Annotated in this window: 15 protein-coding genes; 13 read left to right on the forward strand and 2 right to left on the reverse strand. The window is 73.7% G+C overall.

Going from position 1 to position 19,956, the window contains the following annotated elements; genetic code table 11:
* Positions 1 to 29 precede the first annotated feature (29 nt).
* A complete protein-coding gene (locus HNR10_RS20375; RefSeq protein ID WP_179829848.1) occupies positions 30 to 1,136 on the forward strand; it encodes a GuaB3 family IMP dehydrogenase-related protein in 1,107 nt (368 codons plus the stop codon).
* A gap of 157 nt (positions 1,137 to 1,293) precedes the next feature.
* Positions 1,294 to 2,196, forward strand: coding sequence for a lytic transglycosylase domain-containing protein (locus tag HNR10_RS20380; RefSeq protein WP_179825960.1), 903 nt, complete (start codon positions 1,294 to 1,296; stop codon positions 2,194 to 2,196).
* On the opposite strand, the gene HNR10_RS20385 is transcribed toward HNR10_RS20380, so the two are convergent.
* The gene (locus HNR10_RS20385; protein ID WP_179825962.1) at positions 2,178 to 2,693 is read right to left on the reverse strand and encodes a MarR family winged helix-turn-helix transcriptional regulator; all 516 of its coding nucleotides are present in this window, start codon (positions 2,691 to 2,693) and stop codon (positions 2,178 to 2,180) included. The genes HNR10_RS20380 and HNR10_RS20385 overlap by 19 nt on opposite strands.
* A gap of 105 nt (positions 2,694 to 2,798) precedes the next feature.
* On the opposite strand from HNR10_RS20385, the gene HNR10_RS20390 reads away from it, so the two are divergent.
* From HNR10_RS20390 to HNR10_RS20410, 5 genes are all read left to right on the forward strand, one after another.
* A complete protein-coding gene (locus tag HNR10_RS20390) occupies positions 2,799 to 4,214 on the forward strand; it encodes an MFS transporter (protein WP_179825964.1) in 1,416 nt (471 codons plus the stop codon).
* Positions 4,215 to 4,395: 181 nt separating this feature from the next.
* On the forward strand, positions 4,396 to 6,117 hold the full coding sequence (gene glpD, locus HNR10_RS20395; protein WP_179825966.1) for a glycerol-3-phosphate dehydrogenase: 1,722 nt from the start codon (positions 4,396 to 4,398) through the stop codon (positions 6,115 to 6,117).
* Between the two features lie 128 nt (positions 6,118 to 6,245).
* Positions 6,246 to 6,995, forward strand: coding sequence for a response regulator transcription factor (locus tag HNR10_RS20400; RefSeq protein ID WP_179825968.1), 750 nt, complete (start codon positions 6,246 to 6,248; stop codon positions 6,993 to 6,995).
* 26 nt (positions 6,996 to 7,021) lie between these two features.
* Positions 7,022 to 8,422, forward strand: a complete 1,401-nt coding sequence (locus tag HNR10_RS20405) for a sensor histidine kinase (protein ID WP_179825970.1) — start codon at positions 7,022 to 7,024, stop codon at positions 8,420 to 8,422.
* Positions 8,423 to 8,586: 164 nt separating this feature from the next.
* Entirely contained in the window at positions 8,587 to 9,546 is a 960-nt protein-coding gene (locus HNR10_RS20410) for an IS481 family transposase (RefSeq protein ID WP_179822977.1), read from the forward strand.
* Between the two features lie 160 nt (positions 9,547 to 9,706).
* Here HNR10_RS20410 and HNR10_RS20415 read toward each other — a convergent pair whose 3' ends face one another.
* Positions 9,707 to 10,723, reverse strand: a complete 1,017-nt coding sequence (locus HNR10_RS20415; RefSeq protein ID WP_179825971.1) for a TAXI family TRAP transporter solute-binding subunit — start codon at positions 10,721 to 10,723, stop codon at positions 9,707 to 9,709.
* Positions 10,724 to 10,882: 159 nt separating this feature from the next.
* On the opposite strand from HNR10_RS20415, the gene HNR10_RS20420 reads away from it, so the two are divergent.
* The 6 genes from HNR10_RS20420 to HNR10_RS20445 are packed head-to-tail and all read left to right on the forward strand — an operon-like array spanning position 10,883 to position 19,884.
* Positions 10,883 to 11,914 (forward strand): TAXI family TRAP transporter solute-binding subunit, encoded by a 1,032-nt coding sequence (locus tag HNR10_RS20420; protein ID WP_179825972.1) that lies wholly within the window; start codon positions 10,883 to 10,885, stop codon positions 11,912 to 11,914.
* Position 11,915: 1 nt separating this feature from the next.
* Positions 11,916 to 12,428: a DUF1850 domain-containing protein gene (locus HNR10_RS20425; protein ID WP_179825973.1), complete on the forward strand. Its 513-nt coding sequence runs from the start codon at positions 11,916 to 11,918 to the stop codon at positions 12,426 to 12,428.
* Between the two features lie 44 nt (positions 12,429 to 12,472).
* Positions 12,473 to 14,671: a TRAP transporter permease gene (locus HNR10_RS20430; RefSeq protein WP_179825974.1), complete on the forward strand. Its 2,199-nt coding sequence runs from the start codon at positions 12,473 to 12,475 to the stop codon at positions 14,669 to 14,671.
* 37 nt (positions 14,672 to 14,708) lie between these two features.
* Complete coding sequence (locus HNR10_RS20435; protein ID WP_179825975.1) at positions 14,709 to 15,746, forward strand: hypothetical protein; 1,038 nt, start codon at positions 14,709 to 14,711, stop codon at positions 15,744 to 15,746.
* 41 nt (positions 15,747 to 15,787) lie between these two features.
* Positions 15,788 to 17,275, forward strand: coding sequence for a 3' terminal RNA ribose 2'-O-methyltransferase Hen1 (locus HNR10_RS20440; RefSeq protein ID WP_179825976.1), 1,488 nt, complete (start codon positions 15,788 to 15,790; stop codon positions 17,273 to 17,275).
* A complete protein-coding gene (locus HNR10_RS20445; protein WP_179825977.1) occupies positions 17,272 to 19,884 on the forward strand; it encodes a polynucleotide kinase-phosphatase in 2,613 nt (870 codons plus the stop codon). The genes HNR10_RS20440 and HNR10_RS20445 overlap by 4 nt, the downstream gene beginning before the upstream one ends.
* The last annotated feature ends 72 nt before the right edge of the window (positions 19,885 to 19,956 follow it).

Genomic DNA, 19,956 nt, shown 5'->3' on the forward strand with positions numbered 1-19,956 from the left:
CGTCAGAGGGGATCGAAGCGTTGGCACAGGTGGAGATCGGGTTGGGCAAGAACGGGCGTCGTGCCTACGAGCTCGACGAGATCGGGATCGTGCCGGCGCGCCGCACGCGGGACCCGGAGGAGGTGTCCATCGCCTGGCAGATCGACGCCTACCGGTTCGAGACGCCCCTGGTGGTCAGTCCCATGGACAGCGTCGCGTCGCCCGAGACGGTCGTGGCCGTCGGCCGCCAGGGCGGCCTCGGCGTCCTGGACCTGGAGGGGCTGTGGACCCGCTACGAGGACCCGGCGCCGCTGCTGTCGGAGATCCGTGAGCTGGACGACGTCGCCGCCACCAAGCGGCTCCAGGAGATCTACGCGGCGCCGATCCAGGAGGAGCTGATCGGCCGCCGGATCGAGGAGATCCGCGACGCCGGGCTGGTGACGGCCGCGCGGCTGTCGCCGCAGCGCACCGCGCAGTACCACAAGGCCGTCGTCGACGCCGGGGTGGACATCTTCGTGATCCGCGGCACCACGGTGTCGGCCGAGCACGTGTCGGGCCGCGCCGAGCCGCTCAACCTCAAGCAGTTCATCTACGACCTCGACGTCCCGGTCGTCGTCGGCGGCTGCGCCACCTACACCGCGGCCCTGCACCTGATGCGCACCGGCGCGGCCGGCGTGCTCGTCGGGTTCGGCGGCGGCTCGGGGCACACCACACGCTCGGTCCTGGGCGTGGCGGTGCCGATGGCGAGCGCGATCGGCGACGTGGCCGCGGCCCGCCGCGACTACCTCGACGAGTCGGGCGGCCGCTACGTGCACGTCATCGCCGACGGCGGCATGACCGGCAGCGGCGACATCGCCAAGGCGCTGGCCTGCGGCGCGGACGCGGTCATGGTGGGCTCCCCGCTGGCGCGGGCCACCGAGGCGCCCGGCGGCGGCTACCACTGGGGCAGCGAGGCGCACCACAGCGAGCTGCCGCGCGGCGAGCGGGTCAACGTCGGCACGATCGGCGACCTGGAGGCGATCCTGCACGGGCCGGCGTCCACGAGCGACGGCTCCATGAACCTCATGGGTGCCCTGCGCCGCACCATGGCCACGTCCGGCTACACCGACCTCAAGGAGTTCCAGCGGGTCGAGGTCGTGGTCAACCCGCACCGCTGACACCGCGGTCCCCTGGGCGTCCCGTGCGCGGGGCGCCCTTTCGCGTGTCCCGAGGCCGAGCCTGCGAGGCAGCGGAAGGCACCGGCACTCGGCGCCCATCGCGTACTTTGGTCTCGCATGGTCCGCAGTTGACGAACACGTGAAGGAGGGCGGGGCGATGGGCAAGCGTCGGGCTCCCCGTGGCGACCGGACCGGCGACCGAGGTCGTGGTCCGCTGGTGGCGGCGTGTGCGGCCCTGGCCGTGTGCCTGCTGGTCACCGGCGGTCTCGTCTACGTTGCCAACCGGATCTCCACGGCCCTGGACACCTGGTCTGGGCCCTCCGCCGCCGAGGGGAGCGAGCCGGAGGACGGCTCGATCGAGACCCCGCCGCACGACGGGCTCACCGCGCCGCCGAGCACCTCCGAGGTCACCCCCGACGACGGGTCGGAGCGGGGGCCTGAGGAGGAGGCGGTCGCCGGGGCCGACACCGGGGCCGACGAGCAGCAGGCCCCGGCGGGAGCGCCGCGGCCCAGCGGCGACTGGCTCGACGAGGTGGCGGAGTCGACCACCATCCCGCGCCGCGCGCTGGAGGGGTACGCCAGCGCCCAACTCGTCCTGGCCGAGGAACAGCCCTCCTGCCGCCTGTCCTGGCCCACGCTGGCCGGCATCGGCTACGTGGAGACCAGGCACGGTACGCACGGCGGGGGCGAGATCGGCTCGGACGGCCTGACGACCGTCGACATCATCGGCATCCCGCTGGACGGAACGAACAACACCCGCGCCATCCGGGACACCGACGGCGGGCGCTACGACGACGACACCGAGTGGGACCGCGCGGTGGGCCCGATGCAGTTCATCCCCGGGACGTGGGTGCGGTGGGGGGCCTCGCTGGAGGGCGGCGACCCCGACCCGCACAGCATCGACGACGCCGCGCTCTCGGCCGGGCGCTACCTGTGCGGGGGCGGGCGCGACCTCACCTCGGCCCAGGACTGGGAGTCGGCGATCCTGACCTACAACAGCTCACGGACCTACCTCAACGACGTGCTCGCCTACGCGCACGCCTACGCCGACGCCTCCTGAGGACCGCTCCGGACGCGGGCGCCGTACTCGGCGGCGTGGTCGGGGTCGAGCCGGCCCAGGAGGGTGCGGCTGATGTCCAGCAGCTGGTCCCGCTGCTCCGGGGTGAGGACGTCGAACACGTACTCGCGCATGCTGCGCACGTGGCGGGCGCCCGCGTCGCGCAGCAGCTCACGGCCCTGGTCGGTGAGCACCGCGAACCAGCTGCGCCGGTCGTCCTCGCAGTGCCGGCGCTCGACCCAGCCGCCCTCGGTGAGCTTGCGGACGGCGTGCGAGATCCGGCTGGGCCGGGTGTGGGTGCGCTCGGCCAGCTCGCTCATCCGCAGTGAGCCGTGGGGGTCCTTCGAGAGCATGACCAAGAGCTCGTAGTAGGTCAGGGGGAGGCCGACCTCCTCCTGGAGGTCGTGCTCGACGCGCTGGTCGAGCAGGCGGAAGGCCAGGACGGCGGCGTCCCAGGTGCGCTCCTCGGTCGTGTCGAGGCAGTCCGGCTGATCGCTCATGGTCAGATATTACCACGCTGAAATATTGCGCGCTGAAATATCTGCCGTTAGTCTCGTGCTCAATATTCCAGCGCTGAACTACCTGCGCTCCCCGAAGGAAGAGACATGACCACCACAGCAGTCCCCGCTCCCACCCGCGGGACCCGGCCCGCCCTCGCGCTCGCCGTCCTCGCCCTGGCCCACTTCGCGGTCTCCGTGGACTTCAACGTCGTCTACATCGCGCTCCCCGAGATCGGCCGGGCGCTCGGCTTCTCGCCGAACTCGCTGCCCTGGGTCGTCAACGCCTTCGCGCTCGGCTTCGGCGGCTTCCTGCTCCTGGGCGGCCGTGCCGCGGACCGGCTCGGCGCCCGCCGCGTCCTCGTCCTGGGCGCGGCCCTGATGGGCGCCGCCTCCGTCGTCGGGGCCCTGGCCCTCCACCCCGCCGTGCTCGTCGCCGCACGGGCGGCGCAGGGCCTGGGCGCCGCGGCCCTGTTCCCCGCCACCCTGGCGCTGGTGAACACCGTGTTCGCCGCCGGTCCCGAGCGCAACCGGGCCCTGGCCGTGTGGGGCACCGCCGGAGCCTTCGGCGCCCTCGCCGGGGGAGCGGTCGGGGGCATCCTGACCAGCGCCTTCGGCTGGTCCGCGGTGTTCTGGGTGCTCGTACCGCTGACCCTGGTCACCGTGCTCGGCGCCCCGCGCGTCCTGCCCGCCGACGGCCGCGCGCGCGGCGCGGGCGGCTTCGACGCCCTCGGCGGAGTACTGGTCACCGCCGGGGCCCTGCTCCTGGTGTTCGGCGTCTTCCGCGCCCAGGACGCCGGGTGGCTCGCCCCGGAGAGCACGGGTGCCGTCGCCCTCGGCGCGGCCGTGCTGGGCGTGCTCGCCGTCGTCGAGCGCCGCACCGCGGACCCGCTGCTGCCGCCCCGGCTGCTCACCCACCGCTCCCTGGTCGTGACGACGGCGCTCATCCTCGTGCTCATGGGCATCGTCAACACGCTGCACTACGTGTACACGTCCCACGTCCAGGACGTCCTGGGCCTGAGCCCGCTCGTCGCCGGCCTGGGCTTCCTGCCCCAGGGCGCCGCCGCCATGGCCGGATCGATGCTGCTCCTGCCGCCGCTGCTGAACCGCTGGGGCGTGCGCGCCGCCCTGTTCACCGGCACCCTCGGCGTGGGGGCCACCGCCCTGGCCTTCGCGGCCGGCGTGGCGTCGGGCTCGTACTGGGCGCTGCTGCCCGCCGTGGTCATGCTCGGCATCACGGCCGGGACCACCTACCCGGCGGTCTTCGCCGCGGCGGGAGCCGGGGTGGGCCCCGACGAACAGGGCGTGAGCTCGGCGATGGTCTCCACCGCCCAGCAGATCGGCGGCGCCCTGGGGCTGGCCGCGCTGGTCGCCGTGGCCAACGCGGGCGGGACCGGGGAGGGGGCCGCCACGGCCGGAGGGCTCGCCACCGCCTCCTGGGTCGGCGGCGCGGTCACGATCGCCGCCGCCTTCCTCGCCCTGGCGCTGCGCCGGCCCCGGACGGAGGAGTCCGCGCCGTCCTGACCGCCTTCCGGGACCGGCCGCGCGGCCCACGGGGGGGCGGGACACGCCCGTGGGGCGCGCGGCGTCCCCTGGGCTCGGCGCGACCCGGTTAGCCTGAGACCTCGGAGCGGTCTGAGGGGCGGGCCGGCCGGGCGGGTAGGCGCCCGGACGGGAGCACCCGTCGAGACGGAGGGACGGGCGGATGGCGAGCACCTGGTTGGGACCGAAGGAGCGCGCGGCGTCACTCGCGGCGATGGCCGAGGAGGAGTTCGACGTCCTCGTGGTCGGCGGCGGCATCGTCGGGGCCGGGATCGCGCTGGACGCGGTGTCGCGGGGACTGTCCACGGCGCTGATCGAGGCGCGCGACTTCGCCTCGGGCACCTCCAGCAGATCCAGCAAGCTCATCCACGGCGGCCTGCGCTATCTGGAGCAGCTGGACTTCGAGCTGGTCCGCGAGGCCCTCCACGAGCGCGGTCTGCTGCTCACCACGATCGCGCCGCACCTGGTCCGGCCGGTGCCCTTCCTCTTCCCGTTCTCCCACCACTGGGAGCGCGCCTACATCGGCGCGGGCGTCACGCTCTACGACGCCCTGGCCCTGACCTCCCGCAACAACCGCGGGCTGCCCGCGCACCGGCACCTGACCAGGTCCGGAGCCCTGCGGGTCTTCCCGGCGCTCCGGCGCGACGCCCTGGCCGGGGCCGTCCAGTACTGGGACGCCCAGGTGGACGACGCCCGCTTCGTCACCACCGTGCTGCGCACCGCCGCCGGGCTCGGCGCGCGCATCGCCCCCCGCGTGCAGGCGGTGGGCTTCCTACGGGAGGGCGAACACGTCGTCGGCGCCGACGCCAGGGACCTGGAGACCGGCGACGAGGTGCGCATCCGCGCACGCCAGGTCGTCAACGCCGCCGGGGTCTGGACCGACGACATCCAGGAGATGGTGGGCGGCCGCGGACAGATCCACGTGCGCGCCTCCAAGGGCGTGCACCTGGTCGTCCCGCGCGACCGCATCCAGGCGTCCTCCGGCATGATCCTGCGCACCGAGAAGAGCGTCCTGTTCGTCATCCCGTGGGGACGGCACTGGATCATCGGCACGACCGACACCGCGTGGGACCTGGACAAGGAGAACCCCGCCGCCAGCCGCGCCGACATCGACTACGTGCTGGACCACGTCAACCAGGTGCTGCGCACGCCCCTGGGCCGCGACGACGTGGAGGGCGTGTACGCCGGACTGCGCCCGCTGCTGTCCGGGGAGTCGGAGCAGACCTCCAAGCTGTCCCGCGAGCACACCGTCGCCCACCCCGTACCCGGCCTGGTCCTCATCGCGGGCGGCAAGTACACCACCTACCGGGTGATGGCCGAGGACGCCGTGGACGCCGTCGCGCACGGGCTGGGCGGCGCGGTCCCCGCCTCGGTCACCGACCGGCTGCCGCTGGTGGGCGCCGACGGATTCGCCGCCCTGGCCAACCAGCGCCACGTGCTCGCGCGCCACTCCGGCCTCCACGTGTCCAGGATCGGCCACCTGCTGCGCCGCTACGGCTCCTCCATCCACGACGTGCTCGCCATGATCCGCGACCGGCCCGACCTCGGCCGCCCGCTGGCCGGCGCCGACGACTACCTGCGTGCGGAGGTCGTCTACGCGGCGCAGGCCGAGGGCGCCCGCCACCTGGAGGACGTGCTCTCCCGCCGCACCCGGATCTCCTTCGAGACCTGGGACCGCGGGATCGCGGTCGCCGAGGAGGCCGCCGACCTGCTCGCGGGCGTGCTGGAGTGGGACGAGGAGCAGACCCGGCGCGAGGTGGAGTTCTACCGCAAGGGCATCGAGGCCGAGCGCGCCGCCCAGGAACAGGACACCGACCAGGAGGCCGACGCGATCCAGCACGGCGCACCGGAGATCGTCCCGGACGCGCAGGTCCGCAGGCCCTGAGGAGGGCGGGAACGGAGGGGCGGGAGCCCGGGAGGAGGGGCGAGTGTGTCGCACGGCACACTCTCCGGCTAGGGTTCGGGTACGACATCCGCCACCCGGGGCACAGCCTCCAGAAGGACCCCACCTCCATGATCAAGGTGCTGCTCGTCGAGGACGACGTCCGTCTCGCCGACGCCCTGGCCGGTGCGCTGGAAGGCCGCGGATACGTGGTCGACCAGGTGCGCACCGGCCAGGCCGCGCTGGGCGCCGCGCCGGTCGACATCATCCTGCTCGACCTCGGCCTGCCCGACATGGACGGCATCGACCTCTGCCGACGCCTGCGCGAGCGCGCCGACGGCGCCGACACCGGCATCATCATGGTCACCGCGCGCGGCCGCCAGAGCGAGCGCGTGCGCGGGCTGCGCTCGGGGGCCGACGACTACGTCGTCAAGCCGCTGGCCGTCGACGAGCTGTGCGCCCGGATGGAGGCGGTCCTGCGCCGGACCCGGCGGCGCCCGGAGGACCCGCCGGTGGCCCTCGGTCCGCTGAGCGTGGACCTGGCCACGCGGACCGTGACCCGCGGCGACGAGCCCGTGGACCTCACCCGCAAGGAGTTCGACCTGCTGGCCGCCCTGGTCAGGGAGGCGGGCTCGGTGGTCTCCCGCGAGCACCTGCTGCTGCGGGTGTGGCAGACCTCCTGGCCCGGCACCCTGCGCACCCTGGAGGTGCACATCGGGACGCTGCGCTCCAAGCTCGACGTGCCCGGCCTCATCGAGACCGTGCGCGGTGTCGGCTACCGCCTGGCCGCCGCGGACGGCGCCGCGCCGGGGGCCGCGGACGGCGCGACCGGGCGGCCGTCCGTGTCCGCCGCCCCCGTCCAGCCGGCCAGACGGCCCTGACCGCCCGCCGGGGGACGGGGGAGTCGATGCGCCGACGCGTGGTGACCGTGTACGTGGCCCTGCTGGTCGCGGCCTGCCTGGGCCTGGCCGTGCCGCTGTGCGTGAGCATCGCCGCGCGCGGGACCTCCGAGATGCGCCTGGACCGCATCAACGACACCGCCCGGTTCGCCGGACTGGCCGAGCCCAGCGTGCTCACCGGCTCCGAGGACACCCTCGCCGGCGAACTCGCCGCCTACGACCGGCTGTACGGCATCACCGCCCTCGTCGTGGACCGCGACGGCGCGGTGGTCGCCGCCTCCCGGGAGGGCGTCGGCCTGGACGACCTCGCCGCCGACACCGGCGACGGCCGGATCCCCGAAGCCGTGCGCATCGCGCTGGCGGGCAACCGGATGGGCACGGACTCGATCGTCTACCCCTGGCAGGAGGGCCCGCTCGTGGTCGCCGAGCCCATCGGCCGCTCCGGGGAGACCGTCGGCGCCGCCGTCACGGCCTCCCCGACCGGGGCGCTGCGCCGCACCACGCTCGCCCAGTGGGCGGTGGCGTGGGCGGCGGCGACCGCGCTGCTGGTCGTCGGCATCGCCGCCGCCGGGCCGCTCACCCGCTGGATCCTGCGCCCCATCGACGACCTGGAGGAGGCCACCCGCGCCGTCAGCGGCGGCAGCCTCGACGCGCGCGTGCCCACTGCGGCCGGGCCCGTGGAGCTGCGCCGGCTGGGGGAGTCGTTCAACCGGATGGCCGACACCATCACCGCCATGCTGGAGAGCCAGCGCACCTTCGTGGCCTACGCCGGGCACCAGGTGCGCAACCCGCTGGCGGCCCTGCGGCTGCGGGTGGACTCGCTCAGCCGCCACCTGCCGCCGGAGGGGGCGCAGGAGCACCGCCTGGCCCTGGACGAGGTGGACCGGCTCACACGGGTCTGCGACAGCCTGCTCACGCTCGCCCGTACCGAGGACGCCGAGCACGCGACGGTGGTCGAGGAGGTCGCCCGGGTGGCCGCCGACCGGGTCGAGTCCTGGCGGCCCATCGCCGAACGGGCCGGAGCCGCACTGGAGTGCGAGGCCGAGGACGGCGTGCTGGTGCGCTGCGTGGAGGGGACCCTCGACCAGGCGCTGGACGCGCTGATCGACAACGCCCTGAAGTTCGGCGGGCCGGGGGTGCGGATCGTGGTGCGCGTGCACGGGGCCGTGCGCGCCGAGGACGGCACGGAGTACGTGGACGTGCACGTGGTCGACGACGGTCCCGGCCTGTCCGAGGACCAGCTGGGCAGCGCGACGCGGCCGTTCTGGCGGGACGGCCACGACGGGGTGGGCGGCAGCGGGCTCGGGCTGTCCATCGTCGTCACCCTGCTGGAGCTGCAGGGCGCGGAGCTGGCCTTGCGCCCGGCGCGCCCGCACGGGATCGACGCCCGCATCCGCCTGCCGCTGTGACCGGACGGCTCAGGGGGCGAGGGTTCCCGGGTTGAGGCGTCCGGCCGGCCTAGGTGTACTGACCACGGAGGTTGGTAACACCCACCCCGGCTGACACACGAGAAGAGGGCCTTCGGTATCGGTGTGGATTACCACGTCTACACCGACCCACCAGAAGGCCCTCGATGCCCCACACTACCCACGCCAACGCCCGCCTGGCCCCCGCAGGGCGCCTCGCCCTGGCCCGCTGCGTGGTCGACGACCAGTGGCCACTACGGCGTGCCGCCGAACGCTTCCAGGTCGCGGTCACCACCGCCCGCAAGTGGGCCGGCCGCTACCGGCAACACGGCGAAGCCGGTATGCACGACCGCTCCAGCCGCCCGGCCCGCTCACCCCGGCGCACCCCCACCCGGCGGGAGCGCCGCGTCATCAAACTCCGTGTCCTCAAACGGTGGGGGCCGGCCCGCATCGGCGGCCACCTGGGCATGCACGCCTCGACCGTGCACCGGATCCTGACCCGTTACCGCATGCCCCGCCTGGCCCACACCGACCGGGCCACCAGCCGGGTGGTGCGCCGCTATGAACGGGACCGGCCCGGCGAGCTCGTGCACGTGGACGTCAAGAAGAGCGGCAACATCCCCGCCGGCGGAGGCCACCGGGCGCTGGGACGGCCCCAGGGCCGCAAACACCGCTCCGGGGCCGGTTACGCCTACATCCACAACGCCGTGGACGACCACTCCCGCCTGGCCTACTCCGAGATCCTGGCCGATGAGAGGAAGGAGACCGCGGTCGCGTTCTGGGCACGCGCCCGGGCCTACTTCGCTTCGGTGGGCATCACCGTGGAGCGGGTCCTGACCGACAACGGCGCCTGCTACAAGTCCCACGCCTGGCGCGACGCGCTCGCCGCCCAGGGCATCAAGCACAAGCGCACCCGGCCCTACCGGCCCCAGACCAACGGCAAGGTCGAGCGCTTCAACCGGATCCTGGCCGAGGAATGGGCCTACGCCCGCCCTTACACCTCAGAGGCCGAGCGACGGGAGGCCTTCCCGCAGTGGTTGCATCACTACAATCACCACCGGTTCCACACCGCGCTCGGCGGCCCTCCCGCCTCACGTGTTACCAACCTCCGTGGTCAGTACACCTAGGGCGTGTGTGACGGATACTCGTCCTGCTGCGCGTCGCCCCAGTGGCACTCTCACTGCGTTCTCATCAGTCGACAGGGGAACCACCCTGACTCCTTCTTCGGCCTTGTGAGAGCACCACTGGCTCCGCCGCTCGCGACGGACGGCATCCGTCACACACGCCCTAGGGGTCGTACGCGTACTTGACCGACCGGTAGTAGGCGGCGGCGCCGGGGTGGAGCGGCACCGGCAGGGTCGCGATCGCCGACCGCGGATGCAGGTGCAGCGCCACCGGATGGGCCTCGGACAGGGCCCCGCGCGACTCGAAGAGCAGCGCGGTGAGGTCCTGGGCCACGTCGTCGGGCATCCGCCGGTCGACCACCAGCAGGCTCGGCACGCCGATCGTGCGCACGGCGGGCACACGCGCGTAGGTGCCGGCGGGGACGGGCAGTTCGGCGAAGTAGCCGCCGTAGGCCGCCACCAGCTCGGGGACGTGCTCGGACAGGTCGAGCAGCCGGATCGGGTGCCGCTCGGCCAGGTCGGCGACGGCCCGCGTGGGCAGGCCGCCCGACCAGAAGAACGCGTCGACACTCCCGTCCTCCAGCGCACGCGCCGACCGCTCGATCGAGAGCCGTACCGCCGCCACCGCGTCGCCGTCGGCCGCGGCCGGATCGGCGTCGCCGGGCAGCTGCTCCAGGCCGACCAGGTCGAGCAGCCGCTCGGCCATCATCTCCGTGCCCGACCCCGAGGCGCCCAGGGACACGGTCGTCCCCGCGAGGTCGGCGACCTCCTCGTAGGGGGAGTCGGCGCGCACCACGACGTGCGTGTGGTTGTCGTACAGCCGGGCGATCGCCCGGATCGGCAGGGGGTCGTCGAAGGGCGGGTCCCCGGCGACGGCGAGGGCCGCCACGTCGGCCAGCGTGAAGGCGGCGTCCATGGCGCCGCCGGCGACCAGGAGGTTGTTCTCGACGCTGGCCGCGGTGGTGTGCGTGACGATCTCGACGCTCTCGATGTCGTCGGAGACCGAGGACAGCCCGGAGCCGTACTCGTGGTAGACGCCGCCCTCGCCGCCCGTCCCCAGGGACAGGACGAGGGGTTCGGGCGCCGGCGGATGGGACCAGGTGAGGAGGGCGGAGGCCAGCAGGAGGGCCGCGCCGGTGGCGGTGGCCGACCACAGCCAGTCGCGGGGCGGCCGTGTCATGGCGACACAGTAGCAATACGCCCGCAACCTCAGAAGAGGCTCAATTCACCCGGCCCGGAGTACGGATCGCGACCGGACGCGCACTAGGTTTCTCGGGAACGGTGTGGCCCGCGCCACTCCGGACACCCCCTGAAGGCCTTCCGAGAGGACCGATCGATCATGCGACGCCCGACGTTGACCCTGGCGGCCCTTCCCCTGAGCGTTCTGATGCTGGCCAGCTGCGCCCAGCCGCCCGAGGAACCGGCCGAGGGCGAGGAGGTCGCGCTCGGCAGCGGCCCCGTGCAGAACCAGCTCAACATCGCCACCGGCGGCTCCACCGGTGTCTACTTCCCGATCGGTGGCGCCCTCGGCACCATCATCGAGGAGAACATCGACGGCCAGGCCGGCACGGCCGAGACGACCGGAGCCTCGGTCGAGAACATCCGCCTGCTCGGCGGCGGCGAGGCGCACATGGGCATCGTCCAGGGCGACGCGGCCGACCAGGCCTTCACCGGTACCGCCGACTTCGAGGGCGCGCCCGTGGAGACCTACTCCCTGGCGGTGCTCTACCCCAACGTCTTCCACGCGGTGACCCTGCAGTCCACCGCCGAGTCCGAGGGTCTGGAGTGCTTCTCCGACGTGGTCGGCACGCGCTACTCCGTCGGTGCCGTCGGCAGCGGGAACGAGGCCACCACCAACCAGGTCTTCCAGTCGCTGGAGATCGCCCAGGACGAGATCGAGATGAGCCAGCTGGGCTACGCCGAGACGGCCGCCGCCCTGTCCAACGGCCAACTCGAGGCTGGTTCGTGGGTCGTCGGCCAGGGCCACGCCGGCATCACCGAGCTCGCCACCACCGAGGACATCGCCATCATCGACATGTGCGACGACGAGCGCTCCGCGATCGTCAACGGCTACGGCGGCTACACCGAGCACACCATCCCCGGCGGCACCTACCCGGACGTCGACGAGGACGTCGAGACCATCGCGGTCTGGAACGCGCTGGTGGTCTCCGGCGAGTTCAACGAGGACCAGGCCTACGAGATCACCTCGGCCATGTACGAGCACATCGACCAGATCGTGTCCGTGTACGGCCCGGGCGAGGAGTACCTGGTGCCCGAGACCATCGAGAACAGCCCCGTCCCGGTGCACCCCGGTGCCATCCGCTACTACGAGGAGCAGGGCATCGAGATCCCCGAGGACCTGCGGCCCTGACGTGCGGTCCCCGCTGACGGTGCCCCGGGTCTGCGGCGTGCTGGCCGCCGCGGCCCTGGGCGCCCTGCTGCTACCGGTGTGGCCCGTGCTCCGTGTGAGCGACGAGGGCTCCACCATCGGCTACCTGCCGCTGTCCGAGGGCGAACGGTTCACCATCACCTACATGCACTCCATCGACCACCTGCCGATCGAGGAGGACCTCGTCCTCCGCGACGGCCGCCTGGTGGCCGAGACCACGCGCATCCGCCAGTTCGGCGCCGGCATGGGCCAGATCCCCGGAGAGGGCACCGGGTACGCCGACGGCGAGTGGTGGGTCATCGACGACATGGGCCGCGACGTCGGTACCGAGCTTGCCCTGCGCGTCGGTTCGCCGACCGTCGACCACCGCCTCCTGGCGGACGGTACCGAGGTCCGGCTCTCCCCGTGCCTGGCCGCCCATCGGGTCACCCTCGACCCCGCACGGGCGGCGACCCTGCCCCTGCTGGTCAGGGGTGCCCCGCATCCCCGGTGCTGACCTCCTCCGCACCGGCCACCGGCCACACGAACTGAGGAACGACCATGGCTGACCCGACCCCCGACTCCGAGACCCGGAGCAGACCGCCGTCCTCCGAGACGATCCCCGACGTCGAGGGCATCGACGCCGCCCGGGGGCAGGCCCCCGTCTGGAAGCAGCTCGCGGAGCGGCGGTGGGGCCCCGGCCCCGGGGCCACCGCCGTCGGCCGGATCATCCTGGTGCTGGCCGTGGGGCTGACCGCGTTCCAGCTCTACGTCGCCCTGTGGGCGGGCCTGGACGCGCGCCAGCAGCGGCTGCTGCACCTGATGCTCACCATGGTCATGGTGTTCCTGGTCTTCCCGCCCTTCCAGCTGGAGGGGAAGGGCGGCTGGACGGTCCGGCTCCTCACCCTGGCCGCCACCCGGTCACGGGGGTCGGACGCGCCCGCCGGGCTGGTCACGTTCCTGCGCCGGCTCGGCGGGGCCATGGACGCGGTGCTGATCGCGGCCGCGGTCGGGGTGAGCCTGTACCCGATCGCCTTCCAGGCCGAGCTGGCCTCCAGGGCCGGCGCCTACACCGAGACCGACTGGCTCCTGGGCGTGGTCCTCATCGTCGTGCTGGTGGAGGCGACCCGGCGGGCCGTCGGCCTGGCCATGGTCATCATCGTCGTCGCGTTCATGTACTACGCGATGATCGGCTGGCTCATCCCCGGCCAGTTCGGGCACTCCGGGGCGCGGATCGAGCGGATCGCCACGCAGAGCTACCTGGGGGACGGCGTCTACGGCCTCACGCTGGGCGTGGTCGTGACGTTCGTGTTCGTGTTCATCCTGTTCGGTGCGCTCCTGTCGCGCACCGGAGGCGGCAACTTCTTCGTCGGCCTGGCCTACGTCCTCACCGGCCGGATGGTCGGCGGACCCGCCAAGGGCGCGGTCCTGGGCAGCGCCATGATGGGGTCGGTGTCCGGCAGCGCCATCGCCAACGTCGTCACCACCGGCCCGTTCACCATCCCGCTGATGCGCCGGGTCGGCTACAAGCGGCACGACGCCGCGGGCATCGAGGCCGCGGCCTCCACCGGCGGACAGATCCTGCCGCCCATCATGGGCGCGGGCGCGTTCATCATGGCCGAGCGCGTCGGCGTCCCCTACGCGGACATCGTCAAGGTCGCCATCATCCCCGCGCTGATGTACTTCGGCGTGATGTTCCTGTTCGTGGACATCCTGGCCCGCAAGCACGGCATCGGGCGCGACGCCGACGAGGACCTGCCGCGCCTGCGCACGGTGATGGCGGCGGGCTGGCACTTCCTGGCACCGCTCATCCTGCTCATCGTCCTGCTGCTCATGTACGTGCCGCCGACGCAGGCGGGCCTCTTCGCCTGCGGCGCCCTGCTCGTGGTCGCGATGCTGCGGGCCTCCAGCCGCCTGTCGGCCCGGGACTTCCTGGAGGTCTTCGTCATGGCGGCGCGCAACACGCTGCCGGTCTCGGTCGCCTGCGCGGTGGCGGGGATCATCGTCGCGATGGTGGGCCTGACCGGCCTCGGCCTGACGCTCTCCAACGTGATGGTGAACGTCTTCGAGGGCAACCTGCTGCTCACCCTGGTCATGGTGCTGATCGCGTCGCTCATCATGGGCATGGGCCTGCCGGTCACCGCCTCCTACGTGGTGCTGGCGGTCCTGGCCGTCCCCGCGCTGGAGGAACTGGGGCTCGCCGTGATCGTCGCGCACATGATCGTGTACTGGTACAGCCAGGACTCGAACGTCACGCCGCCGGTGGCGCTCGCCGCCTACGCCGCGGCCGGGGTGGCCGAGGCCAGCCCGATGCGGTCCGGGGTCTCCGCGTGGAAGTTCGCCAAGGGCCTCTACCTCATCCCCGTCCTGATGGCCTACACGGCGCTGATGGCGCTGGACGGGCCGGTCATCGACGTCGTGGTGGCGGTCGCGAGCGGCTGTGTCGCACTGGCGGCGTCGGCGATCGCGATCGAGGGCCACTTCCTGCGGCGCACCCTGGTCGGCGAACGCGTGGCCCTCATCGTGGCCGCCGCCCTGGTCATGGTGGCGCCGGAGTGGAGCGCGCTGTTCCAGGGCGCACTGTCGACGACGGTCGACCCCGGCGTGTTCGTGGGCGCCGGCTCGGCGCTGGGCGTGGTGCTGATCGGACTGCAGATCGCCCAGCACCTGCGCGACCGCGTCCGCAAGGGCGGCCCGCGCGGTGCGGCCGGGGCGGACGGCTCCGACGACGCCCCGACCGAGACCGCCTCGCTCGGCTGACCGGGCTCCCGGTACCTTCGGTGCCGGGAGGGGTCACATGTGGGGATTCAGGAGAACACCGTCGCGGCGGGCCGGCGGCACGGGGGCGGGGGCGGCGCTGGTGTCGGCCGCCCTCGGCACCGACCCGGTCCTGCGGGCGGGCTGCGCGTCCGTGGCCGAGGGTGAACTCGACGCGGGGCTGACGCTGCTCGCCGAGACCCGGCAGGACCCGGAGGCGCGGGCCTACCGGGCCGAGGCCCTGGGCCGCGCCGCCGCCGACGACCCCGCGGAGGTCGCCGCGCTCGCCCGGACGGGGGCCGGGAGCGGGAGCGGACCGCAGCAGGCCGACGTGCTGCTCTGGCTCGGCCACGCCCTGCTCGCCGGGGCCGTGCGCCGGTCCGGCGGCAGTGCCCCGGCCGACCGCAAGGGCACCGAGGCGGCCCTGGAGGAGGCGCGCGGCCCGTTCGAGGCCGCCGCCCTCCTGGACACCGACGACGCCGCGCCCTGGGCCGCGTTGCAGACCGTGGCGATGGGCCTGGGCGCCGACCGCGCGGACAAGGACCGGCTCTGGGCGGAGACGACCGCGCGCGCACCGCACCTGTTCCCCGCCCACGCCACCCGCGTGCGCACCCTGGCGTCCACGCGCGGCGGCTCGGCGGAGGAGATGTTCGCGACCGCGGGCGCCACCGCCGACTCCGCGCCCGAGGGCAGCCCGCTGCCCTCCGTGCTCGCGCTCGCCCACGCCGAGCACCTGCGCGCCGAGGAGCGCAGACTCACGGAGGAGGGGAAAAGCGCCTTCATCGTGCGGATGGCCCTGGGACGGCTGCACGGCGAGCCGGTCGAGGAGCTGTTCGGCCTGGCCCGCGTGTGGGCCGGCACCGCCGTCCCGCACGTGCGCGACGTCCAGGCCCACCACCTGTTCGGGTGGGCCTTCCACCGGGCCGGTCTCACCGACGCGGCGCGCTGGCACCTGGCCGCCGCCGACGGCTACGTCTGCGACCTGCCGTGGTCGTTCTTCGGCGACGCCCGCACGGAGGCCGCGCGGGCGATGGCCGACCTCGGACTGGATCCGGACCGCCCGCCGCCCGCACCCTAAACCACTGGTCGCCCGGCACCGCGCTGGGACACAATGCTCGGGTGCTACTGACGATCACCACCGACGCGACCACGGGGCACCCCGCCACGGATCTCGGCTTCCTGCTGCACAAGCATCCCGACCGGGTGCAGAGCTTCGAGCAGTCCTTCGGCACCGCCCATCTCTTCTACCCGGAGGCCACCGCGGAGCGCTGCACCGCCGCGCTCCTGCTGGAGGTGGATCCGCAGGCCCTGCTCCGGTCGCGCTCGTCGGTCAGCACGCCCGACTTCGCCCTCGCCCAGTACGTCAACGACCGGCCCTACGCCACGTCGTCGCTGTTCACTGTGGCGCTGGGCCGCGTGCTGCGTACCGCGCTGCGCGGGCGCTGCGACCTGCGCCCAGAACTGGCCGCCGCCCCGATCCCGCTCGTGCTGAGCCTGCCGGCCGTGCCCTGCCGGGCCGGGGCCGAGCGCGCCCGCGCGCTGTTCGAACCCCTGGGCTGGGCCGTGCGGGCCGAACCGGTGCCGCTGGACCCCGGCCTGCCCGGGTGGGGCGACTCCCACTACCTGTCGCTCACCCTCACCGGCACCGTGCCGCTGTCCGAGGCGCTCAGCCACCTGTACGTGCTGCTGCCCGCCATGGACGGCCACAAGCACTACTGGGTGGACGAGACCGAGATCGACAAGCTCCTGCGCGCGGGCGGATCCGACGAGGGTCCCGGGTGGCTGTCCGCCCACCCCGAGCGCGACTGGATCACCCGCCGCTACCTCGGCCGCCGCGAGCGCTACGTGCGCACGGCCCTGACCCGGCTGGCCGAGACCGACGACCTGGTGGAGGACGAGGACGCCGACGACCCGCGGGTGGAGGAGGCCGCCGCCGCACCGCCGCGCGACGAGCGCGAGCCCTCGCTCGCCGACCAGCGGGCGGGCGCCGTGCTGTCCGTGCTGCGCGCCGAGGAGGCCCGCAGCGTCATCGACCTGGGCTGTGGCCCGGGCAGGCTGCTGGAGCGGCTGGTCGCGGACCACTCACTGGAGCGGATCACCGGCGTGGACGTGAGCACCGTCTGCCTGGAACACGCCCACCGCAGATTCTGCAAGGGCTGCGACCCGCACCGCTACGGCGCCCACCTGCCGTTGCTCGGCGCCTCCGGCCGGGAGACGCCGAAGGGCTCCCGGCCCGAACTGCTCGTGGGCTCGGTCGTCTACCGCGACCGCCGCTTCGAGGGCTACGACGCCGCCGTGCTGATGGAGGTCGTCGAGCACCTGGACCCCTCGCGGCTGCCCGCGATGGAGGAGGTCGTGTTCGGCGCGGCCCGGCCCCGCGTGGTGGTGGTCACCACGCCCAACGCCGAGTACAACACGCACTACGAGGGCCTGGCCGAGGGCGCGTTCCGCCACGGCGACCACCGCTTCGAGTGGACGCGCGCGGAGTTCACCGCCTGGACCGCGCGTGTGGCCGGGGCGCACGGCTACCGCGTCCGCCACCTGCCGGTCGGACCGGAGCACCCCGGGACCGGCGCACCGACCCAGATGGGAGTGTTCACCCGATGAGCTACTCCGAGAGGACACCGGCGGCCGAGCCGCGCGTGCTCGGCGTGCCCGAGATGGGTCTCGTCGTGCTGGTCGGCGTGTCCGGCTCCGGCAAGTCCACGTTCGCCGCCCGGCACTTCCGCCCCACACAGGTGATCGGCTCCGACTACTGCCGGGGACTGGTCAGCGACGACGAGAACGACCAGTCGGCCAGCGCCGACGCGTTCGCGCTGCTGCACACCATCGTCGGCATCCGCCTGCGCCGGGGCCTGCTCACGGTCGTGGACGCCACGAACGTGCAGAAGAAGGCCCGCGAGCAGCTCGTGCGGGTGGCCAAGGACAACAACGTGCTGTGCACGGCCATCGTCCTGGACGTGCCCGAGGCCCTGGCCGTCGAGCGCAACCGGGACCGCCCCGACCGCGACTTCGGCGACCACGTGGTCCGCCGCCAGCGCCGCGACCTCAAGCAGAGCGTCAAGCGCCTGGACCGCGAGGGCTTCCGCCGGGTGCACGTCCTGCGCGGCCCCGCGGAGATCGACGCCGCCGTCATCGAGCTGGAGAAGGGCTGGACCGACAAGCGTGAACTGACCGGGCCCTTCGACATCGTCGGCGACGTGCACGGCTGCCGGGAGGAACTGGAGGAGCTGCTGGCCGGCCTCGGCTACGAGGTCTCCCGCGACGAGCACGGCCGGGCGACGGGCGCCCGCCACCCCGGCGGACGCACGGCGGTGTTCGTCGGCGACCTCGTCGACCGCGGCCCCGACAGCCCTGGCGTGCTGCGCCTGGTCATGGGCATGGTCGCCGACGGCGACGCCCTGTGCGTGTCCGGCAACCACGAGAACAAGCTCGTGCGCGTGCTCAAGGGCGCCAAGGCCAGGATCACGCACGGCCTGGAGGTGACCCTGGCGCAGCTGGAGTCGGAGAGCGAGGAGTTCCGCCGGGAGGCACTGGCCTTCTGCGACGGCCTCATCAGCCACTACGTCCTGGACGAGGGCCGGCTGGTGGTCGCGCACGCCGGGCTCAAGGAGGAGTACCACGGGCGCGCCTCCGGTCGGGTGCGGTCCTTCGCGCTCTACGGCGAGACCACCGGGGAGTCCGACGAGTACGGGCTGCCCGTGCGCCTGCCGTGGGCCCGCGACTACCGGGGCAGGGCGGCGGTCGTCTACGGCCACGTGCCCACGGTCAAGGCCGAGTGGCTCAACAACACGATCTGCCTGGACACCGGCTGCGTGTTCGGCGGCAAGCTCACCGCGCTGCGCTATCCGGAGCGGGAGCTGGTCGAGGTGGCCGCCCACAAGGTCTGGTACGAGCCGACCCGGCCGCTGGCGGAGGACGTGCGGCCGGGCGGCGGATCCGCCTCCGGCACCGAGCGGGGGCCGGGCGACACCGTCGACATCACCGACGTCGGCGTGGGCGCCGGCCACCCGGGCCTGTCCGTGGCGACCGAGCACGGCACGGTGCGCGCCGACTCCGGCAGCACACTGGCAGCCCTGGAGGTGATGAGCCGCTTCGCGGTGGACCCGCGCTGGCTGCTCTACCTCCCGCCGACCATGGCCCCCGCGCCGACCTCCGCCGAGCCCGGCCTGCTGGAGCACCCGCGGGAGGCGTTCGCGTCCCTGCGCGGCTCGGGCATCGGCCAGGTGGTGTGCCAGGAGAAGCACATGGGCTCGCGGGCCGTCGCGGTCCTGTGCAGGGACACGGCCGCCGCCGAGCGCCGGTTCGTGCCGGGGGAACTGGGCACCCTCTACACCCGCACCGGCCGCCCCTTCTTCGCCGACCCCGAGGTCCAGGCCGAGGTGGTGGACCGGCTGCGCCGGGCCGTCACCGACGCCGGGCTGTGGGAGAAGCTGGGCACCGACTGGGTCGCCCTGGACGGGGAGATGCTCCCGTGGTCGGCCAAGGCGCGGTCGCTGATCCGCGAGCAGTACGCGTCCGTGGGCGCCGCGGCCCGTGCCGCCCTGCCCGCCGCCTCCGACGCACTGGCCGCGGCGGCCGCGCGGGGCCTGGACGTGGGCGGCCTCGCGGACACGGTGGCGCGCCGCGAGGAACAGATGGCGGAGTTCAGCCGGGTGTACCGGCGCTACTCCTGGGACACCGACGGTGCCGCCGGGCTCCAGTACGCGCCGTTCATGCTGCTGGCGGCCGAGGGCCGGGAGTTCACCGACGCCGACCACCTGTGGCACATGGCCGTGGCCGAGCAGTTGGCCGAGGCGAGCGGTATGGTCCGCTCCACCCGCTACCTGGTGGTGGACACCACGGACCCGGCCGCCTGCGACGCCGCCGCCGACTGGTGGCGCGACCTCGTCTCCGCCGGTGGCGAGGGCATCGTGGTCAAGCCGGTCCTGGGCGCCCGCGCCACGGGCCGCAAGGGCCTGGCCCAGCCCGGACTGAAGGTCCGGGGACCGGACTACCTGCGGATCATCTACGGGGCCGACTACACCGACCCCGACCGGCTGGCGGTGCTGAAGGACCGGAACCTGGGCCGCAAGGCCGGCCTGGCGATGCGCGAGCACAAGCTCGGGCTGGAGGCACTGGCGCGCCACGCCCGGCGCGAACCGCTGTGGCGGGTGCACGAGCCCGTGTTCGCGGTCCTGGCGCTGGAGTCGGAGCCGGTCGACCCCCGCCTCTGAGCCCCTTCGAGTCCGAGCCTGCCTGTGTCCCCGGGGGGTCGGCTCGGGGCGCCGGCCTCCCGGCGCCCCGAG

Source organism: Nocardiopsis aegyptia (assembly GCF_013410755.1).
Lineage (GTDB): Bacteria > Actinomycetota > Actinomycetes > Streptosporangiales > Streptosporangiaceae > Nocardiopsis > Nocardiopsis aegyptia.

What these genes read in the sequence shown, in the direction of transcription:
- HNR10_RS20380 (WP_179825960.1), top strand. Translation starts at nt 1,294, where the DNA reads ATGGGCAAGCGTCGGGCTCCCCGTGGCGACCGGACCGGCGACCGAGGT.
- HNR10_RS20385 (WP_179825962.1), bottom strand. Translation starts at nt 2,693, where the DNA reads ATGAGCGATCAGCCGGACTGCCTCGACACGACCGAGGAGCGCACCTGG.
- HNR10_RS20390 (WP_179825964.1), top strand. Translation starts at nt 2,799, where the DNA reads ATGACCACCACAGCAGTCCCCGCTCCCACCCGCGGGACCCGGCCCGCC.
- glpD (WP_179825966.1), top strand. Translation starts at nt 4,396, where the DNA reads ATGGCGAGCACCTGGTTGGGACCGAAGGAGCGCGCGGCGTCACTCGCG.
- HNR10_RS20400 (WP_179825968.1), top strand. Translation starts at nt 6,246, where the DNA reads ATGATCAAGGTGCTGCTCGTCGAGGACGACGTCCGTCTCGCCGACGCC.
- HNR10_RS20405 (WP_179825970.1), top strand. Translation starts at nt 7,022, where the DNA reads ATGCGCCGACGCGTGGTGACCGTGTACGTGGCCCTGCTGGTCGCGGCC.
- HNR10_RS20410 (WP_179822977.1), top strand. Translation starts at nt 8,587, where the DNA reads ATGCCCCACACTACCCACGCCAACGCCCGCCTGGCCCCCGCAGGGCGC.
- HNR10_RS20415 (WP_179825971.1), bottom strand. Translation starts at nt 10,723, where the DNA reads ATGACACGGCCGCCCCGCGACTGGCTGTGGTCGGCCACCGCCACCGGC.
- HNR10_RS20420 (WP_179825972.1), top strand. Translation starts at nt 10,883, where the DNA reads ATGCGACGCCCGACGTTGACCCTGGCGGCCCTTCCCCTGAGCGTTCTG.
- HNR10_RS20430 (WP_179825974.1), top strand. Translation starts at nt 12,473, where the DNA reads ATGGCTGACCCGACCCCCGACTCCGAGACCCGGAGCAGACCGCCGTCC.
- HNR10_RS20435 (WP_179825975.1), top strand. Translation starts at nt 14,709, where the DNA reads ATGTGGGGATTCAGGAGAACACCGTCGCGGCGGGCCGGCGGCACGGGG.
- HNR10_RS20445 (WP_179825977.1), top strand. Translation starts at nt 17,272, where the DNA reads ATGAGCTACTCCGAGAGGACACCGGCGGCCGAGCCGCGCGTGCTCGGC.